Below are 18,557 nucleotides of genomic sequence, written 5' to 3' on the forward strand. Positions count from 1 at the left end.
GACTGCACCTCTTGAGTATCGCATAGCAATACATCTATAGTGCAGAGCAAGCGTAAGCGGCGCATTAACGATTCGTCAACTACAGGCCATTCATGAGCAGATTTTTCCGAGAAGACGCCCCGCAGGCGGCGCAGAATCAGGCAGATGACGACCGATTGTTCGTCCGGGCAGCAGATCGCGCAATGCAGGTGCTGGGGGCCTTCCACCACGCGACCGGACCGATGACGCTTTCCGACATCGCCAAGACCGCCGGGATCGACCGATCCGCGGCCCAACGGCTGGTGCATACGCTCACAAAGAGTGGCTATATCCGGCGCAGCGGGGACGACCGTGGATATCTACCGGGCATCCGCCTGCTGGATCACACGCTTGATCTGCTGCGGCTCGACCCCGTGGTGCAAAAAGCCACCCCGGTCTTGTTGGAGCTGCGCAAATCCCTGCGCGAGCGGGTCGACCTGAGCCTCTATGACGAGACGCGCCTGATCTATGCCCTGCGGATGCAAAGCAAACGCGAGACCTTTTTCGCGACTCTTGTGGGCCACAGCGTGCCAACCTTTTGCACCGCAGGCGGGCGCGCGGCGCTTTCGCAGCTTCCCGAAGACGAGGCGCGCGAAATTCTTACCCGCGCACCGCTGCATCCCTTCACCTCCAGCACCAAGACCGACCCCGAAGCGATCATGGCCGAACTCAGCCTCGCCCGCGAAAACCGCTTTGCCGTGGTATGCGATGAATATGCACTGGGCGAAGTGGCGGTGGGCGTTGCCATCACCGACCGCAACGGCGCCCCTCTCAGCGCGATCCACCTTGCCGGTTCCCTCTCGGAATACACGCCGGAAGAGTTTGTCGCCAAAGCAGCGCCCTTGGCCATCGAAGCCGCCAACGCCATCATGGCCGGATGATCGTGTTTTTGGCCGCCCATTCGGGACCGCTCTGCCCCAAAACTCTGGCCAGCCGCGCGAGGCCTGCGAAAAGCCTGCAATATAACCAGCCCCGTCGACGCCCGCGCAATTCGCCCCGAATTTACTTGCGTTGCTAAATTCTTTCTCCGAAGTTCGCGACATCGGGGCGCGGATGCCGCTTTGAAAAATGACTGAACGAAAGGAACCGGAATGACCGACAGTAAACCGCTTTGGCAATGGGACGCGCAGGAAATCGCAAGCGCGACCCGCGCAGGAAAACTTTCGGCGATCGAAGCAACCGAGGCGGCGATTGCGCGCATGGAAGAGGTCAATCCGGCGTTGAACGCGGTGGTCGAAAACCTCGCCGCCGAGGCCCGCGCCGAAGCGGCGGCGCTCGACAAAAGCGGCGCGCCCAAGGGGCCGCTGCACGGTGTTCCGGTGACCATCAAAATCAACGTAGATCAAAAGGGCCACGCCACCAGCAACGGCGTCCCTGCCTTTAAAGATGTCATCGCGCCCGAAGACGCGCCGGTGGTGCGCAACCTCAAACAAGCGGGCGCAATCGTGATCGGGCGCACCAACACGCCGGAATTTTCCTTTCGCGCCGATACCGACAACCCGCTTTATGGGCGCACCTACAACCCTTGGGGGCGGCACCTGTCGGCGGGCGGCTCCTCCGGCGGGGCTGGGGCGGCTGTCATGGCGGGGATTGGCGCGCTGGCGCACGGCAATGACATCGGCGGCTCCCTGCGCTTCCCGGCCTCGGCCAATGGGGCGGTGACGGTAAAGCCGGGTCTGAGCCGGGTGGCCGCATTCAACCCTAGCCAGAAGGCCGAGCGGGGCTTTTTGGCGCAATCGATGTCGGTGCAGGGGCTGATTGCGCGCAGGGCAGCGGACCTGCATCTGTCGATGCCCAGCCTGATCGCCGCGGATGCGCGTGATCCGTTTCACGTGCCCCTGCCATGGCGCGGCGAAGTGATCAAAGGCCCGATCCGCGTCGCCTTCACCCGCGATGATTTCGGATTTGGCCTGCACCCGGACGTGGCCACCGCCCTCGACAAGGCGGCATCTGCGCTTTCCAACGCGGGCTATGCCGTCGAAGAGGTGGAGCCGCCGCTCGCCTATGAAACCGGGAAGAATGGGTATCGCGCCCTCATGGGCGAAGTCGAGGCCCTGATGGGCGAGGATATCCGGACCCATGGGTCTGACGATCTGAAGGCGATCTTTGAAAATTACTACACCGAATACCCGCCCTTTAAAGGCACCGAGCAGCTTGCCATGGTCGCCAAACGCACCCATTACGCGCGCGAATGGTCGATGTTCCTAGAGGATTACCCCCTCGTGTTGACCCCCTTCATGTTTGCCCCGTTCTTCACAGCCGGGCGCGACACCGAAGGTCTGGAAGGCGTTCGTGAGGTTTTGGGCAAGGGGCTTTGGTCTTTCGTCATGAACTTTACCGGCCTGCCCGCGGGCAACATCCCCACGCATATCGCAGAGCTGCCCAGCGGACCACAGCCCATCGGCGTGCAAATCGCAGGCCGCCGCTGGCGCGAGGATCTTATCGTCGACGCCATGGCGGCGATCGAAGGCGAGATTCCTCCGGTCTGCACCAGATTGTGGGGCAATTGAGGCGATCATCGGGGTTGTAGCGTTCCGCAGAAACGGAGCGGCAGCAGCCCCGGTCGGGACCTGATTTAGCGGAACGAAATGAATGTCGCTGGCGCTTAAACGGCGCCAGTTTTCGCCATTGTGACAGTTGTCAGCGGCATCGGTTCATATTCACGCAAGCCCTCCGCAAGCGGGGCCAGCAGCGATGTTGATCAGGTGAAGTGCAGAGCCGTCTGACTGTAAATCGGGATAGGGTCATCTCGGACAAGCTCGAAAAAATGAACGAATACTAAGCGCTATTTCAGCGCCTCATGAAGTCGGAGCCAAGATGCCTCGGAAATCGGGGTAAGATCCCGCGAACCCCAAAACAATAGCTATAAACAAGCCCGCCGAGGCGGGCTTGTTGAACGCAGATTTCTTTAAAGGTCAGGCGGATTTCTTCATCAACACCATGGAGTGGACGTCAACGTAGATCGCGCCGATACCAATCTTCCCAGTATGGCGTAAGGCCGGAATCCGATTCTCAAGAATGCCGGAAAGGGCTTCCTCGAAGTGCCCAGCGCCACGCTGGCAAGCATAGGAAATTGGGTGAAATTCCCTAGCCACCCTCTCTCTAAATTCGGGTAATTCAGAGATCCGCTGTAGGAGGCTGTCGAGGTGTTCCTGGGCAAAAACGACCTGGCGAACCGATCCGCGACCGTTTCTGGGGGAATAGAGGACGAATGATCCCCTTGCGGTAAAGGGATTCTACCTGACGCTTACTGGCGCCAATGTACTCCGCGACATCATGTAGGGAGACGGCAGTTTTGACTGCCCGAACTAATGGAACAGTCTTTTCAGCCTCGAACACCATGTTCCCGCTTTCGATTTCGCTTGCGCCCGCTGGGATCTCGCCAAGTTTTTTCAAAAGGCGAGACAGGCGCGGGCGCGCGATACCCACAATGGCAGAGAGACTGTGAAAGGTAACGCCCGCGACGGATTGCACCCACCTGCCTAATACCAATTGGACTTTCCCGATAGATAACGTGAGACGGAAGAAAGGTTCTACCATTACGATTTTGACCGATTGATACGCTTTCTTCTCGATATGCGTTGCCGTCACCGCATGATGTACGGTGACGGCAAATATTCATACCTCTTACTCATGGATGACCCATTGTTTGAAGCTGGCCTCCAATGCGCCACATGGCGCGAGGATCAAGTCGCGGGACTGGTATGGGCCCGCATCGTCAATTTGCTCCGCAACGGTGACGCACTGCGCGGGATCAGACCCCAAACGCATCTCCATACTCGCGTCGTCATAAACAAACTGCTGTGCGGGATCGGCCTTGTCGCAGGAGATCAGACCAAATGGGTTTTCGGCATTCTCCGGATCACTATACGCCATGCACAGACCATCATAGGTCGCCGACGCGATCATGCCCGTCTCTGCCGCATAGGTGAACAACACGTCGTCCCCCTCCGGTTTGCATGAATGGGCATGAAGCTGATCGCTCAGACCGCGCCCTTCAGTATCGATGCACCAGCCGAGCGACGCTTCCTCGTCAAGGTTATCGGCAAGATGAATGACGGGCCCGTCGCTCTGGAGGCTTGGTGCCTCCGCATGGGCTGAGAATGGGATGCTCTGGCCCAATACGATCAGCGCGGCAGAGGCAAAGTTTGAGTTCGGAAACCTCATTGCTCACTCCCTATGGAACTGTTGTTGAAAGGTACGAATGCGCGCTGCATTGACGCCTTGGTCACTGCGCCCCACCCGTGAAACGCCGCGCATGTCCACGCGGCTCCCATTCTCGGCAGGGGTAACTGCAACGACAATATCGTCGGCGAAATAGAAAACAGAGGTGCGCGCCGTGGCCTCGAACCGATGGCGGGTTGGATCGGTCGCAACGATCTCCCACCCCATTTCGCCTGCCACCTGTAATGCCCGCTCAAAGGCTGCATCCGTACTCAGGCGGGTCTCAAGTGGCGCAATATCGGGGTAGGCCGTCGCTTGCTGATCTGCCACTTCTGCACCGCCGTATTTCAGCGTGTTGCTCGCACCCGCGCGGGTGTCATCCAGCACCTCAAAGGCCGGGGGATTGGCGGTATCAGTCGTGATGTCATGAATTGGCGCGGAACGCGGTTGGGGGTTCACGGTGCTTGAAATGAGGGGAAACAGGACCCCCAGCCCAAGCAACGCGACCACGCCGCCGATCGCAGCCCAACCCTTTTCGCCCCGCCCAAGGTGGATGGCCAAAGCGATCAAACCCGCGCTGAAGATGCCCGCCCCTATTGCGTTGAAGTAGCTCCGGTAAAGCCCGAACCCTATGATCGGCTCCCAAAGCCCCAAGCGTGCTCCGAACAAGATCAGTGTAACGCAAATTAACCCAGCAACGGCGATCAGGGCAGCAATTTTTCCAGTATGTTTCATGTGTTCGGCCTTTCACGACCAGCGTTAATATGTGCTCAATTATTCGGCTGACCAGTCACAGCCGCCCCCGCTCCTGTCGCGATCTTCAGCGTGGCCCAAGCCTGCGCCGCTTCATTCGTGGCCGAAGCCGCAGAGATCCTTGAGGCATTGGTGTTTCGGTCGGTTTCCAGCAGGTTCAACAGCGTGATGGCACCGTTTCGATAATTCTCCTGTGCCAATGTCAGCGCCCGGCTGTAGTCACTGGCAGCAGTTCTCAACAGCTGCGCCCTCTGCCGCGCCCGCGACAGGTTGGACTGTGCCACCTGAACATCCTCGACCGCTTCGTTGATCGAGGCCCGCCATGCGATCTCGGCCTGCCGTGCGACAGAGAGTTGCGCGTCACGGCTGGCTTTCAAGAGGCCCTGATTGAATACTGGAAGGGACAATTGCGGCCCGAAACTCCACGCATCTGTGGCGTCCGTACGGCCCACCGTTCCGGACAGGGACAAGGCCGGGTAAAGCGCGGCCTCGGCGACGCCCACGTTGGCCACGGCAGCGGCCAAATCGGCTTCGGCGCTGCGCACATCGGGTCGGTTGCGAAGCAGGTCCGCCGGTACGCCGGTGCGCGCATCCCCGGGGCTGGAGAGTTGAGGCGCGCCTTTTTGCATCTGTGCCTTGATCGGTCCCGCAGGTTCGTTCAGCAGTGTCGCGATGGCGTAGACATTTGCGTCAAACAGGGCGGCAAACTGCGGCAGATCGGCCCGCGCCGTCGACAGCAAGGCCCGCGCTTCGGCCACTTCGTATTCCGTCGCCGCGCCCGCATTGAACTGGCTTTGGGTGATGCTCACCGTCTCTTCGCGCGTGGCGATGGCGGTGCGCGTCAAGGCCATCGCCTCTTGGTAATAGCGCGCGTCGGAATAGGCGGCGATCAGTTCGGCCAGCCATGCAAGACGAACGGTCTCTTCCTCCGCGCGGGCGGCGGTGAGAGAGGCGACAGCGGCCTCGCGCTCACGCCGGATACCACCGAACAGATCGATCACCAGCGAGGCACCTAATGTCCCGCTTTCGACGGTGCTTGTACCGTTGGTGCCGTCGCCACCGGATGTGGTCACTGATCCGGTTAGCGATCCGTCCGCTGCGGCGTTTACGCCGGTTGTGCGCAACTCCGCTTGCGCTTGGCGTATGCGCTCATCCGCAGCGATCACATCAAGGTTCTGGGCAAGGCCCCGCGTAACAAGACTTGTGAGGTTCGAATCTTTGTAGTTCAGCCACCACTGCTGAGTGGCTACCGCGCCGATCTGCTCTGCATTGCCTCCGACAAACCGGGTCTCCATGGCCACTTCGGGGCGCTGGTAATCAGTGCCGACAGCACAGCCCGCAACGAGCAGACCCAGTACGAGATAGTAAGGTTTCACTGAGCTTTCTCCACTCGCTTACGGAAAATTTCTGTTGTTCGGATTACGGCGACGTAGAAGACCGGCACCATCACGATCCCGATGACCGCCGAAAAGATGATCCCGCCGAGCATCCCCGTCCCGATGGATTTTTGCGCATTGGCCCCTGCCCCGGAGGCGAGCACCAGCGGCATGATGCCAAAACCAAAGGCAAGAGAGGTCATCAGGATGGGACGCAGACGCTGGCGCGCGGCCAGGACGGTGGCTTCCAGCAGTGCTTTGCCTTCCGCCCGTAGGGATTCCGCGAACTCTACGATCAGAATGGCATTTCGCGCCGCAAGGCCGATCGTGGTCAGCAGGCCTACCTTGAAATAGACGTCGTTCGACTGTCCGAAATACCACGTTGTCACCAGCGCCCCCAGAATGCCCACGGGCACCGAAAGCATCACCGCAAAGGGCACGGCCCAGCTTTCGTAGAGGGCGGCGAGGCAGAGGAAGACGACCAGCGCCGAGATCGTATAGAGAATGGCTTCCTGATCGCCGGACAACCGTTCTTGATAGCTCAATCCTGTCCAGGCCGAGGCGTAAGAGCCGTCCAAATCAGCGGTAAGCTGTTCCATCACCTCCATCGCATCGCCCGAACTGATCCCCGCTGCCGCTTCGCCAGAAAGCTCCAGTGCGCGGGTGCCGCCATAGCGCGACAGTTTGGGCGTGATGGTTTCCCATTCACGGCTGACAAAGGCCGACAGTGGCACCATCTCCGAACTTTCGTTACGCACATACCAGTGGTCGATATCATCAGGCTGCATGCGCCAGTCTGCACCGCCCTGTACAATGACCTCACGCAGGTTGTTGCCCAGAGGGAAGTCGTTGACATAGGTGCCAGAGAACACGGTCGCGAGCATGGTGTTCACGCTCGACAATGACACGCCCAGAGCCTCGGCCTTCTGCTGGTCGATACGCAGTTTCAACGAAGGTTCTGTCGCCGCGTCGTTGCCGCGCAGGTTGGTCACGCGACCGTCAGCAAGCCCTGCCGCGACCAGTTGATCGGCGGCATCGCTCAATGCCTCCTGCCCAGCGCCCGACTGATCGACGAGGTACATCGCAAAGCCCGAAGACGTGCCCAGCCCCGGAATGGCAGGCGGTTGAAGCACAAAGATGCTGCCCAGACGAGATTGAAAGAACTTGCCATTGGCCCGCATCATCAGATCAGCCGCATCAAGCCCGGGACGCTCTTCGTAGTCTTTGAGTCTGATGAACATCATCCCGTAGTTCTGACCGGATCCCCCGAAACTGTATCCGACATTGGCAAAGACGCCATCGACCATTTCGGTCTCTTCGGTCAGCAAATATTGCTCGATCTGTTCAATCGTGTTGGCCGTTTGCTGGACTGTCGAGCCCTGTGGCAGTTCGATCATGGTCATAAGCACGCCCTGATCTTCCGTAGGCAGGAACGACGACGGCAGACGGTCGTAGACCCAATACGCGCCAAATCCGACAAGAACCAATACCACCACCATACGGAAAGGCCGCATGGACAACCGCCCGACAACCGAACCATAGCCACCCGTCAGACGGTCAAGGCCGCCATTGAACCAGCGCAGCGGCAGCAGAGTTTTCTTGTCATGGTTCGGTTTGAGAAGCTGCGCGCACATCGCAGGCGTCAGGATCAGGGCGACGAAAAGCGATAGCACCATCGCCGAAATGATCGTGACCGAGAACTGTTTGTAGATGACCCCCGTCGACCCATCCATGAAGGCCATCGGCAGGAACACAGCAGAAAGCACCATCACGATCCCGATGAGCGCCGAGGAGATCTCTCCCATGCTCTTTTCCGTGGCGGTGACGGCGTCCAGCCCTTCTTCTTCCATCACCCGTTCGACGTTCTCGACGACGACAATCGCGTCATCGACCAACAGACCAATGGCCAAGACCAATGCGAACATGGAAAGGGTGTTGATTGACATGCCGAAGGCGGACAGAACGCCAAAGGTTCCCAACAACACCACCGGCACGGCGATGGTCGGGATGATCGTGGCCCGCCAGCTTTGCAAGAAAAGGAAGATGACAAGAAAGACGAGGACAATCGCCTCGATCAACGTCTCATAGACTTGGTCGATGGATTCCTCGACGAAGGGCGAGGTGTCATAGGGATATTCGACCGCAACGCCCTCGGGCAACGCGGAGGAAAGATTGCCCACCACGTCCCGCACCGCTTCGGCGGTATCCACCGCATTGGCACCGGTGGAAAGGTTCACCGCAAAGCCCGCCGCCGGATGACCGTTGAAGCGGCTGATGCTGCCGTAGTCCTCTTCGGCGAGTTCGATCGTGGCGACATCGGCAAGGTAGATGGCCGACCCGTCCGTATTAGTTTTCAGCAAGATGTTCCGGAAATCCTCAACCGATTCAAGCTGGGACTGCGCCGAAAGGGAAACCGTGAACTGCTGGCCCTTTACCACCGGCTGCTCACCCAGACTGCCGACCGTCACGTTCGTGTTCTGCTCGGATACGGCTGAGGTCACGTCAGCGGAGGTCAGTTGATATTGAAACAGCTTTTCGGGGTTCAACCAAATGCGCATTGCGTATTCGGTGCCGAAAACATTGATCGACCCTACCCCCGCCGTGCGCTGCACCGCGTCTTCAATCGTGCTGCTCAGCAGGTCGCCCAGTTCAAGCGAGGTATAGCTGCCGTTTTCACTGACCAGCGCTCCGACCATCAGGATCGAGCTGGTCGATCGGGAGACGGAAACGCCCCGGCTCGTCACGGCGTCAGGCAGTTGGGATTCGACCAGTTGCAGTTTGTTCTGGACCTGCACCTGTGCCATGTCAGGATCAATACTGTCATCAAAGGTCAGCGATACACTCGCCGCACCTTCGCTGGAGGACGAAGTCATATAGGTGAGCCCGTCCAACCCCGTCAGCCCGTCCTCGATGACAGTGGTGACAGAATTCTCCACCGTCGCGGCTGAGGCCCCGGTATAGGTGGCAGAAATTCGAACGGTGGTGGGCGCGATATCAGGATACTGCGAGATCGGCAGACCCGTCATACTGAAAGCGCCCAGCAACATGGTTGCAATCGCCAGAACCCAAGCAAAAACAGGGCGGTGGATGAAGAAACGCGCCATCAATCAATCCTCCGCCGCGGGGGCAGCGATATCGCGAGAAACGCCATCCTCGTCGATCGTCACGGTCACGGGGCTGACCTCTTGCCCTGCGCGGACGGATGAAAGGCCGTGCACGACAAGCCGGTCCCCATCGTGCAGCCCCTCACGCACGATCCATGCGTTCTGATAGGTACCGTCATCTTCGAGCGTCACCTGTTCGGCCTTGCCGTCTTCACCGATAACATAAGCCGTCAGTTTACCTGAGTTGCCACGCGTCGCTGCACGCTGCGGAACAAGGTAGGCTTGCATCGTGCCCAGCACGATTTCCCCCCGCACGAACATGCCGGGAAGGATGATGTGGTCAGGGTTGTCAAAGGTGAAACGGATGGTCACGGTTCCGGTGGAGGTCGAGACATTGTTGCCCGGTGTGACCAACTGCCCGGTACCACGATAGATGTCGCCGTTCTCTAAGGTCAATGTCGCTTGGAGGGTGTCGTTTTGTTGCAGATCACCCTCGGCAATGGCGCTGCGCACCGACAAGATACGCGCACTTGCCTCCATCATATCCACATAGATCGGATCGGAGGTAACGATGCTCGTCAAGGCGTCGGCCTGCCCAGCCGTAACCAAATCCCCAACCGAAACGGTTGATACATCTGCACGCCCGGCGATCGGGCTGGTCATCGTCGTCCACGACAGCTCGGTCTCGGCATAATCAACCGCCGCTTTGTTTGCATCAAGCGTGGCCTTTGCTTCGGCCAGACTGGCACGCGCCGCCTCGACCTCCGCCTCGGTGTAGCCGCGTCCGGCGAGTTGTTCGGCGCGGTCATAGGCCGCCTGCTTCACCGGCAAGTTGGCTTCGGCAGTGGCCAGATTGGCACGGGCTGTCGCGACAGCCGCGAGATAAGAGGCATCGTCGATCCGGAAAAGCGGATCCCCGACCTCAAGCAATTGTCCGGGCGTGTAGAGGATTTCTTCGACCACACCGCCGACACGCGGGCGCACTTCAACGTCTTGAAACGCAACGGCCCGGCCCGGCGTGGTCACAATGCGTGGGATTTCCTGCATCTGCATGTCGATCACACCCACCTCAAGCGGCCCCGCGGGGGGCATGCCACCGGGAGGGCCGCTCTGCGCGCTCGCCATCGTGGCAGCCCCCGCCAACGCAAGCGCTGCGCCAAACATCTTCCAAACGCCGATCTTCATGTGCTTCTCGATCCTTGACTATCCAGCTGGTTTGGTGCCTTGTAGGCATAAATTGCACAGTACGCAAGGATTTCAGACATGACAGTTTCGTTACGAGAGCGAAGACGACAGCAGACGGCGCGGGACATTCAGCTGGCGACGCTGGATCTGGCCGTTCAAAAAGGGTTAGAGAATGTGACGACCGAGGAGATCGCTGCTGCAACTGGCATCAGCACGCGTACTTTCTTTAACTACTATACCAACAAGGAAACGGCTGCGGTTGGGGCTCCGCCCCCCTTTTCGGAGGCTGCGAAAGAAGCGTTACGCAGCGGAAACGGACCGCTCGCGGACGATCTCAAGATGTTCTTGGATCAACACTTCGCAGCGCTGACCAATGATGAACCTATTCTCAAGATGATCGGCACGGTTCTGCGTTCAAACGAAAGAGCGAGAGGTATTCTGCAAGGGTTCCTCATGATGGAGCGCAGAGAGCTTACAGAATGCCTGAGCCAGCGCGTTAAGAACCCTCAAGCCGCCGCAGCACTTGCAAATTACACGACCGACGCCGTGGGCAGGGCAATCTTCCTCTGGGAACACGGAGAAGGACTGTCACTGGGTGCCGCGTTGGACATAGTTTGGGAAGGAACAATCGCCGCGGCGGCCCTGTTGACGCCGCCGTCCTGATTTTTCCGAGCATTGCCTCGGGCACTTCGGGCAAAGCATTCACTTCTGCGCCAACCCTAGACCGAGTGCAGAGTGCCGAACGATCAGGCGAAGGTTTCCGCCACTATTTCCTTTGCGAACCCAGCGTCCAACACCCCGCGGTTCAGCAAGCGATACCAGAATGCGCCATGTATCAAGGTCGACAGTATCTCCACGTTCCGCCCCGGCGAAAGCTCTCCGCGGTCCTGCGCCCGGCGGAGCAAAGCGGTGATCATCTGCTCTCGAGGTAGAACGAAATTTGCATGAAACGAGCTGTGGAACTTTGCATCCTGCTGAGAGGCCGCGATTAACGCGCGCAGGGTGTCCCCGTCGATGCGCAAGTGTTCGAAAATACGGATCAGGAAACCTTCGAGCAAGGTCCGACAATCCTCTGCCCCGTCCCAAGAAGGTTCGGCGGCATAGGTGTTGGTCTGCTCAAAAACGGCTTCGAGGACAAGGTCAGCCTTCGTATTCCAGCGGTTGTAGAGCGTTTGACGCGCCACGCCAGCCTGCTCAATGATTGCCGAAACCGAGACTTTCTCATAGCCCAGTTCACGAACCAGACGTAGAGCCACAGCCTTCAATGCCGTGCTGGCGTCTTGATTTGCGGGCCGTCCGATTGGCTTTTTTCCTGACATGCACAGTTCCTGTTCACAGATGCAGAATAGTCCGTGATTGATCATTAGACTGCCGTCCACTAACTGCAAATAGACCGCAGTCTAATATTGTCGCCGGAGCCGAGATGTCACAGATTTCCCTTACCCCGAAACGGGCCTTTGCCGTTACCGCCACCTTGGGCCTCTTGTCCCTCTTCCCCCCGTTGGCCACGGATATGTACCTCGCCGCTCTCGGTGATCTCGCGGCCTCGATGAACGCCACCCATACGGCGGCTGAACTTTCGCTTTCGATTTTTTTTCTCGGCCTCTGTTTTGGACAGATTCTCATTGGCCCATTGACCGATACCTACGGACGCAAGCGCCCGCTTCTTGTAGGGACCGTTCTGTTCACCGTCACTTCGGTTGCACTGCCGCTGATGAATGACATTGCATGGTTCAATGCCCTACGGTTCCTACAGGCAATCGGCGCGAGTGCGGGAATGGTCGTCGGCCGCGCCATGGTGAAAGATCTTTATGAGGGGCAAAAGGCCGCGAAGGTTATGACCGTGCTGGTCATGTTGCTGACACTCGGGCCCATCGCGTCACCGACGATGGGCAGCCTGCTTCTCGAAGCGTTTGGCTGGCGGTCGATCTTTGCAACGATGGCGCTTATCAGCCTCGTGGCCTTGACCCTCTCCGTGGTCACCCTGCCCGAAACCCTACCCGCTCAGGATCGACAGCCCGCGCCCATTCACAATGGCGTAAAAGCCGCGAAACGCCTGCTTTCGCAACGCGGGTTTGTCACGATGGCCTTGGTGGCGGGCTTTATCCAAAGCGGTATGTTTGCCTTTATCACAGGCTCATCGGGGGTATTCCAAGGGATTTTTGGGCTAAGCTCCATTGGCTTTGGCATCATGTTCGCGATCATCGCGACCGCGTTAATTATCTTTGGCCGGATCAATGGGATATTGCTCAATCGTTTCAAACCAGAACAAATACTCAAGACCGCTTTGCCGCTCTTTGCCGCATCTACCATCCTACTCACCTTTCTGTCTCAGACAGACTCCTTGTTGGTTTTTGTCGTGCCCCTGTGGGTATCGATCGGCTTGGTGGGCCTGCTTTCGGCAAATGCGATGTCCCTTGCGATGGAATGGACCAAGGCCGCGGCGGGAATGGGATCGGCGCTTCTGGGTGCCATCCAGTTCGCCCTCGCCTTCACCGTTTCCAGCTTTGTGGCCGTAGGCGGGGCGTCCTCCGCCTTGCCAATGGCTCTCGGGATCGCAATTCCAGCCTGCGCGGCGTCCCTGCTGTATTTCGTTACGAGACGCTCCAGTGAGTCTGAGAATTCAATTGTGGAGCTATAGGGGCTTTGCTTGTTGGAAAAAGCAGTTCGGAGACATCCTTCACACCTAACTTAACTCCCGTTTCAGCCGCGCACAGGAAGATGCCGGATGCGGAAGGAACGGTAGAAAAATATTTGTTAAGCTCGGATCGTTCCGTCCTATAGCGGACCTTGGCCCCGACCGCAGCGAAGGTCCGCTCGCCGCCGTCATGAAGGCTTCCGTAATCGGCCAACAGTCGCCGTCCAACGGCGATCTGAACGCTACGTCGCAGCTTTCGCATTCCGGTCATTCGTGCATTGCGCAGCATTGCTTTTGAGTGAGCGGCAGCAGCGCGGACGAAGCCGTCGTTCGGCGCGGCAATGCGAGTGTCCCCTTTGCGAAGTCAGTTTTGCGGCTCGTCCTTCATCTCGATGATCTGGATCAAATTTCCGCAGGTATCATCGAATACGGCCATGCGAACTGATCCGGCATCCACTGGTTCCTGTGCAAATTTGACGTCAAGGTCGTGAAGCCTTTTGCACTCCGCATCGAGATCGTCGACTTTGAATGAGTGGGCAGGAATCCCGTCAGCAACGAGAGCGTTCTTATAAGGCGGTATTGCTGCGTGGGAACTGGGTTCCAGCAAGAGCTCAGGCCCATCTGGTTGCTCGCTCGATACGACCGTCAGCCAACGATCCTCCCCCAGAGGAATATCATTCCGCACCTTGAAGCCAAGAACATCGACGTAGAATTTCTCTGCCTTGTCCTGGTCGTCCACAAAGACACTTGTTACGTAGATTTTCATCGGCTGATCCAGACTTTATCTGTTCGGCATGATTATAGCAGACATTCATGTGCGGCCCAGCATCGGGGAACACGGGCTCAAACCGGGCTACTACTGCGCGCGCGAGCATCGTCAGTAGTGAAGGATGAGTTGGTGTCCGATGTGCGGACAAAGCCGGCATTCTTCTTCTAAAATTTTCCCAACGACCACTCTTACCATTACAGGCACCTCCCTCTTAACGCTCTAAGGGTTCTTCTGTCTCGCAAACAGGTTCCGACAAGTGGTCGCGAAGCGTTCAGCGAGCAGGTTTTCCGGAGCTTTAAGATGTGAAGCGATGACGATTTGCATCGGCGGCGTTGCGTCGTTGAGCTTGATCGATACAGTCCGGCCGCCATCGTATGTCATGTCGTCTGCAGGTTTCATTGACAAAAGCGAAACACCAAGCCCGTTTGCTACGTAGCATCGCACCGTTTCAATCGACGATGACCGGTACGCAATCTGCGGTTTGATATCGAACTTGCTGAACAGATTTAGAAAATAGTCCCGGCTTTGTGGGGCATCAAAAAGAACAAATTCCTCATCGTCGATTTCGCAGATCGACACGGACTCTCTTGTGGCCAGCCGGTGATCAGGGGGGACGATCAGATAGAGGGGTGCCGCGGCAAGGGGGCGTAATTTAAACCGGGTTTCATCAAGACCAAGATCATAAAGGATCGCCAGGTCGATCTCATTTCGGCCCAAAGACAGGGTCAATTCTTCTTGCAACAGTTCCTGCACATCCAGAACAACGCCCGGCATATACTGCGACATACCGCAGACAATCTTTGCCAGGTAAAACGGGGCAATCGACTGAAAACACCCGATACGCAAGCGTCCAACTCTGTGCGCCGCAATGTCTGCTGCGGCGACATTCATTTGCTCTGCATAGACCAGCATCTGCTCCGCGTAGCGAAGGAATTCAACACCTTGCGCGGTTAATTCCATTCCGCGCGCATGCAGGCGCCGAAACAGCACAAGACCTGTTTGATCTTCCAGTTTCGCAACGGCCTGGGCAACAGCGGGTTGCGAGACGCCAACAACTTGCGCCGCAGATGCGATTCCGCCTGTCTGAGCCACGGCCCGGAAGTAACGGCATTGTTTGAGTGTAATATCTGCCATGACGCTTGATGAAGTTTTTCCATTCTAAAGGCAACAAAAAACAGTTTTATTTGTTCTTTGCGTCCCTGTACCAAACACGCAATAGCAGTTGAATCGCGGGAGATACGCATGGAACTGAATGAAATTATCGACCTGGAAGCCTTTCCGATAGACGATGCGGAATTCCGTGCCGCCTGTAAGAAACAGTTCGAGGACGCGGGTGTCTTTGTGATGCCGGGGTTTGTCCGGAAGAACGCAATCGACACGGTTCGTGACGAGGGCATTGCCAACAAAGACAAGGTCTTCAAATCGACAAAGCAGCACAATGTCTACCTGACCCCGAAAGACGACAGATTCGCCGATGACCATGCGCGCAACCGCTTTGTGACCTCATCCAAGGGATGCATCACCGACGATCTGATGCCGCAGCTATCGCCTTTGCGCCAACTCTATGACGCCCCGGTTTTCCGGAGCTTCCTGTGTGATGTTCTTGGCGAGAAGGAAATACACGAATATGCAGACCCGCTATCTTCCATCAATCTGCATTTTGCCGAAAAGGGAGAAGAGCTTGGCTGGCACTTTGACAACTCGTCATTTGCCATCACCCTGATGGTGCAAGCCCCTGAAAAGGGAGGAACATTCGAATATGTCAACGATGTGCGCGATGCCGATTCAGGCGAGATGGGTTTCACACAAGTTGATGAAATTCTGGATGGAAAAGCACCTGTTGAAGTTGTCGAGGCTGAAGCTGGTACACTGGTTTTTTTCCGGGGTCGCAACTCTATTCACCGTGTGTCACCGAACGAAGGCGACCTAACGCGTATTCTGGCTGTTCTTGCGTACAATTCCGAACCCGACGTCGAGCTTTCTGAAGCCGCCAGAATGACATTTTATGGGCGGCTGAACTAAGAAAATCTGAAGCGGTCACTTGGCAATGAATAAGCTGCGCGCGACTCTAAAGCCGACATTCGCGTGGCGCGCAGCATCTTGGTCTGGGCTCGCTCCAGATCTTCGCTGCGCGGCGGACCAAGCGCCTGGTCGCCTCAGGTGCGGCGCCGCTCACGGCCCAAAGCCGCCGTTCCTGCTTTGCACAGCGAAGGTCAGCTTATGGATGATCGCCTGACTGGTATCCACCACGTCGGGTTCTCGATCTGTTTCCGCAGACAGATCTATTAACAAAATTGAAGTGTGGGGGAGCGGGGCGCGCGCCCTTGAGCGGTCAACATAGGCAGGGTGACAGCGAAGATCGTGATCTGAGCAAGTCTGGTATACTGGCGGATTTCGCCGTCAAACCCCATGCCTTTAACGACCTGGCGAGAAAAACCGCTTGTTCGAAAAGAAAGTTCTCACCTGTCGCTCAGCGAACACCTGCGTTCATTAGCGTGAACGTCAAGGTGACGTTTTCTCCACCACCCTTCCGCGTGCAGAACTTTAGGGTTCCGTCGATACGCTCCATAGCCGCTTGCGCAATGGACAAACCCAGACCGCTGCCACCCCCTTGAGCGTTTTGACCGCGGAAAAAGCGCTCCGTTATGCGAGTACGGTCTTCCGCTGAGATACCCGGCCCCCTGTCGGATACGGTAATTTCCGCCAAATCCTGGCAAACAGCCACGCAAAGTTCGACGACGCCCCCCATTGAACTGGCCGCAATGGCGTTTTCAGTGACATTTCTCAGCGCCAGGGTCGCCAGCACGGGGTCGCCGGCTACGACAGGCAGAGATTCGGGAAGATCAACATGAAGATCGATTCCCTTCGCATCGGCAGGGGGCCGCATCTCAGAGACAACGCCGGAGATCACCTCCATCAGGTCAAACTTACCGCCGCCACCACCTGTCGCACCATCCACGGCCGCCAATTCCAATAGCTGGCGCACCATGCGATCAGTGCGGGCCACCCCTTTTTCGATCTGTGCCAGCGCGTGCCGGCGGGTTTCCTCGTCCGGGGCCATGGCGGCGATCTGAGCCTGCGTTTTGATGCCGGAAAGCGGGGTCTTCAGTTCATGCGCCGCATAGGCAGAGAAGCTGCGTTCGCGCTCCCGCGCCGCGGCAACCCTCCCGAACAGAGAGTTCAACGCAGCGCCCATAGGGTGCAATTCGCGCGGCAGCGGGCCTTCCTCGACCGGCTCGAGGTTGTCGGCCGAACGCGCAGACAAGGCCCGCGCCATGCGTGAAAGCGGTGCGAGACCGCGGCCCACGCTAAGCCAGATCAGCCCGGCAAGAAACGGAAGAATGGTGAGCGCCGGCACAAGCAATCCCCGGGTCACATCACTGACGAGACGGTCCCGAACGGCGAGGCGATCGCCTACCATAACCCTAAGGCCGAGGCGTTCGTTTACTTCTGTGAATACGCGCCAGCGTTCCCCGTCCACGAGAGTTTCCGAGAAGCCTGAATCGGCTTCGGTAAGCCGCCCCTCAGGGGCACTGCCCGAGGCGCCTACCATGGTTCCGTCGAGCGACCAAATCTGACAGGAAAGCTGCCGCGAATACCCCTGGTCGGCCCGCGTGGTCAGGGCTTCCATCGCCCCCGCGGCGCTCGAGAGTTCGACACGGCCGTCGGAAAGCAGCGAAGACACCATCCCGGCGGCTTCCGCGAGGCGGGCATCCAGCACCTGCTCTACCTCGACCCGAGTGGAGTGCTGAATCCACCATGCCGCCGAAAACCAGACAGCGCCGGTGGCAAGCAATAGAATGGCAAAGAGCCGCGTGCGGATAGAGGTCATGCGCCTTCCTCCGCCAGTCGATAGCCGACCCCGCGCACGGTTTCGATAAACGCCGCCCCCAGCTTGGCGCGGAGCTTGTGGACATGCACCTCAACGGTGTTGCTCTCCACACCGTCTTGCCAACCGTAGAGCCGCTCTTCGAGCCGATCCTTAGGAACGATTACGCCGGGCCGTTCCAATAACGCCTGTAGGATGGCGAATTCCCTGCGAGAAAAGCGCACCTCGCCGCTCCGGGTGCGCCCGGCCATGCGGGCGGGGTCGAACTCCAATCCGTTCCAACAGGTCGTGCCGCTTGCCTCGCCCTTTGCCCGCCGGGTGATGGCCCGCAGCCGCGCCCCGAGCTCGCCAAGATCGAAAGGCTTTGCCAGATAGTCGTCGGCCCCGGCATCCAGCCCGGCGATCCGATCGCCCGTCTGATCAAGCGCCGTCAGCAGCAGCACGGGGGTCCGATTGCCTTCGGCCCGCATAGATCGCAGCAACTCTACGCCGGAGCCATCGGGCAGCATGATGTCGAGCACCACGGCGGAAAAGCCATTCTGCTCCCATGCCTCCTGCGCGTCCGCGCAGGTGCCCACCACCTCGGGGACGAAGCCGTGCAACCGCAGACCGGTGCATAACCCGTCCGCCAGTGAGGCATCGTCTTCCACCACCAATATCCGCATTCTCGTTTCCTTCTGACTGCGCTCGGTTTCGGCCTTCAACATTAAGCCAGCGTTAA

15 protein-coding genes are annotated in these 18,557 nt (G+C 58.3%); 5 read left to right on the forward strand and 10 right to left on the reverse strand.

The window, feature by feature from the left end; genetic code table 11:
- Positions 1–92: 92 nt before the first annotated feature.
- Together A3722_RS04140 and A3722_RS04145 are read left to right on the forward strand one after the other, a co-directional pair.
- A complete protein-coding gene (locus tag A3722_RS04140) occupies positions 93–899 on the forward strand; it encodes an IclR family transcriptional regulator (protein WP_067628406.1) in 807 nt (268 codons plus the stop codon).
- Positions 900–1,109: 210 nt separating this feature from the next.
- Positions 1,110–2,528 carry an amidase gene (locus tag A3722_RS04145; RefSeq protein ID WP_067915930.1) on the forward strand — a complete coding sequence of 473 codons (1,419 nt, stop codon included), beginning with the start codon at positions 1,110–1,112 and terminating at the stop codon, positions 2,526–2,528.
- 1,117 nt (positions 2,529–3,645) lie between these two features.
- On the opposite strand, the gene A3722_RS04150 is transcribed toward A3722_RS04145, so the two are convergent.
- From A3722_RS04150 to A3722_RS04170, 5 genes are read right to left on the reverse strand one after another with little or no spacing between them, the layout of a single operon-like run.
- A complete protein-coding gene (locus A3722_RS04150; RefSeq protein WP_067626972.1) occupies positions 3,646–4,185 on the reverse strand; it encodes a ricin-type beta-trefoil lectin domain protein in 540 nt (179 codons plus the stop codon).
- 3 nt (positions 4,186–4,188) lie between these two features.
- A complete protein-coding gene (locus A3722_RS04155) occupies positions 4,189–4,917 on the reverse strand; it encodes a DUF1499 domain-containing protein (protein WP_067626973.1) in 729 nt (242 codons plus the stop codon).
- A 35-nt stretch (positions 4,918–4,952) separates the two neighbouring features.
- The gene (locus A3722_RS04160) at positions 4,953–6,311 is read right to left on the reverse strand and encodes an efflux transporter outer membrane subunit (RefSeq protein ID WP_067915933.1); all 1,359 of its coding nucleotides are present in this window, start codon (positions 6,309–6,311) and stop codon (positions 4,953–4,955) included.
- Entirely contained in the window at positions 6,308–9,415 is a 3,108-nt protein-coding gene (locus A3722_RS04165; RefSeq protein WP_067623644.1) for an efflux RND transporter permease subunit, read from the reverse strand. The genes A3722_RS04160 and A3722_RS04165 overlap by 4 nt, the downstream gene beginning before the upstream one ends.
- A gap of 3 nt (positions 9,416–9,418) precedes the next feature.
- Positions 9,419–10,600 carry an efflux RND transporter periplasmic adaptor subunit gene (locus tag A3722_RS04170; RefSeq protein ID WP_067623641.1) on the reverse strand — a complete coding sequence of 394 codons (1,182 nt, stop codon included), beginning with the start codon at positions 10,598–10,600 and terminating at the stop codon, positions 9,419–9,421.
- A gap of 78 nt (positions 10,601–10,678) precedes the next feature.
- On the opposite strand from A3722_RS04170, the gene A3722_RS04175 reads away from it, so the two are divergent.
- Complete coding sequence (locus tag A3722_RS04175; RefSeq protein WP_067623638.1) at positions 10,679–11,263, forward strand: TetR/AcrR family transcriptional regulator; 585 nt, start codon at positions 10,679–10,681, stop codon at positions 11,261–11,263.
- A gap of 83 nt (positions 11,264–11,346) precedes the next feature.
- Here the strand turns inward: A3722_RS04175 and A3722_RS04180 are convergent, their stop codons facing one another.
- Positions 11,347–11,919 carry a TetR/AcrR family transcriptional regulator gene (locus tag A3722_RS04180; protein WP_067623635.1) on the reverse strand — a complete coding sequence of 191 codons (573 nt, stop codon included), beginning with the start codon at positions 11,917–11,919 and terminating at the stop codon, positions 11,347–11,349.
- A gap of 104 nt (positions 11,920–12,023) precedes the next feature.
- Between A3722_RS04180 and A3722_RS04185 the strand changes: the two genes are divergently transcribed.
- Complete coding sequence (locus A3722_RS04185) at positions 12,024–13,241, forward strand: multidrug effflux MFS transporter (RefSeq protein WP_067623632.1); 1,218 nt, start codon at positions 12,024–12,026, stop codon at positions 13,239–13,241.
- Between the two features lie 361 nt (positions 13,242–13,602).
- On the opposite strand, the gene A3722_RS04190 is transcribed toward A3722_RS04185, so the two are convergent.
- Both A3722_RS04190 and A3722_RS04195 read right to left on the reverse strand, forming a co-directional pair.
- Positions 13,603–14,004, reverse strand: coding sequence for a VOC family protein (locus A3722_RS04190; protein WP_067623629.1), 402 nt, complete (start codon positions 14,002–14,004; stop codon positions 13,603–13,605).
- A 222-nt stretch (positions 14,005–14,226) separates the two neighbouring features.
- The gene (locus A3722_RS04195) at positions 14,227–15,141 is read right to left on the reverse strand and encodes a LysR family transcriptional regulator (protein WP_067623627.1); all 915 of its coding nucleotides are present in this window, start codon (positions 15,139–15,141) and stop codon (positions 14,227–14,229) included.
- 108 nt (positions 15,142–15,249) lie between these two features.
- Here A3722_RS04195 and A3722_RS04200 point away from each other — a divergent pair, with 108 nt between their 5' ends.
- A complete protein-coding gene (locus A3722_RS04200; protein ID WP_067623624.1) occupies positions 15,250–16,029 on the forward strand; it encodes a HalD/BesD family halogenase in 780 nt (259 codons plus the stop codon).
- A 448-nt stretch (positions 16,030–16,477) separates the two neighbouring features.
- Here A3722_RS04200 and A3722_RS04205 read toward each other — a convergent pair whose 3' ends face one another.
- Positions 16,478–17,839: an ATP-binding protein gene (locus tag A3722_RS04205; RefSeq protein WP_067623614.1), complete on the reverse strand. Its 1,362-nt coding sequence runs from the start codon at positions 17,837–17,839 to the stop codon at positions 16,478–16,480.
- Complete coding sequence (locus tag A3722_RS04210) at positions 17,836–18,501, reverse strand: response regulator transcription factor (protein WP_067623611.1); 666 nt, start codon at positions 18,499–18,501, stop codon at positions 17,836–17,838. Before A3722_RS04210 ends, A3722_RS04205 begins: the two co-directional genes overlap by 4 nt.
- Positions 18,502–18,557: the final 56 nt, after the last annotated feature.

It is taken from the genome of Sulfitobacter sp. HI0027, assembly GCF_001634775.1.
Classification (GTDB): domain Bacteria; phylum Pseudomonadota; class Alphaproteobacteria; order Rhodobacterales; family Rhodobacteraceae; genus Sulfitobacter.

Excerpts from the sequence above, each read along its gene's own strand:
- A3722_RS04140 (WP_067628406.1), top strand. The coding sequence starts at position 93 with ATGAGCAGATTTTTCCGAGAAGACGCCCCGCAGGCGGCGCAGAATCAG.
- A3722_RS04145 (WP_067915930.1), top strand. The coding sequence starts at position 1,110 with ATGACCGACAGTAAACCGCTTTGGCAATGGGACGCGCAGGAAATCGCA.
- A3722_RS04150 (WP_067626972.1), bottom strand. The coding sequence starts at position 4,185 with ATGAGGTTTCCGAACTCAAACTTTGCCTCTGCCGCGCTGATCGTATTG.
- A3722_RS04155 (WP_067626973.1), bottom strand. The coding sequence starts at position 4,917 with ATGAAACATACTGGAAAAATTGCTGCCCTGATCGCCGTTGCTGGGTTA.
- A3722_RS04165 (WP_067623644.1), bottom strand. The coding sequence starts at position 9,415 with ATGGCGCGTTTCTTCATCCACCGCCCTGTTTTTGCTTGGGTTCTGGCG.
- A3722_RS04170 (WP_067623641.1), bottom strand. The coding sequence starts at position 10,600 with ATGAAGATCGGCGTTTGGAAGATGTTTGGCGCAGCGCTTGCGTTGGCG.
- A3722_RS04175 (WP_067623638.1), top strand. The coding sequence starts at position 10,679 with ATGACAGTTTCGTTACGAGAGCGAAGACGACAGCAGACGGCGCGGGAC.
- A3722_RS04180 (WP_067623635.1), bottom strand. The coding sequence starts at position 11,919 with ATGTCAGGAAAAAAGCCAATCGGACGGCCCGCAAATCAAGACGCCAGC.
- A3722_RS04185 (WP_067623632.1), top strand. The coding sequence starts at position 12,024 with ATGTCACAGATTTCCCTTACCCCGAAACGGGCCTTTGCCGTTACCGCC.
- A3722_RS04190 (WP_067623629.1), bottom strand. The coding sequence starts at position 14,004 with ATGAAAATCTACGTAACAAGTGTCTTTGTGGACGACCAGGACAAGGCA.
- A3722_RS04195 (WP_067623627.1), bottom strand. The coding sequence starts at position 15,141 with ATGGCAGATATTACACTCAAACAATGCCGTTACTTCCGGGCCGTGGCT.
- A3722_RS04200 (WP_067623624.1), top strand. The coding sequence starts at position 15,250 with ATGGAACTGAATGAAATTATCGACCTGGAAGCCTTTCCGATAGACGAT.
- A3722_RS04205 (WP_067623614.1), bottom strand. The coding sequence starts at position 17,839 with ATGACCTCTATCCGCACGCGGCTCTTTGCCATTCTATTGCTTGCCACC.
- A3722_RS04210 (WP_067623611.1), bottom strand. The coding sequence starts at position 18,501 with ATGCGGATATTGGTGGTGGAAGACGATGCCTCACTGGCGGACGGGTTA.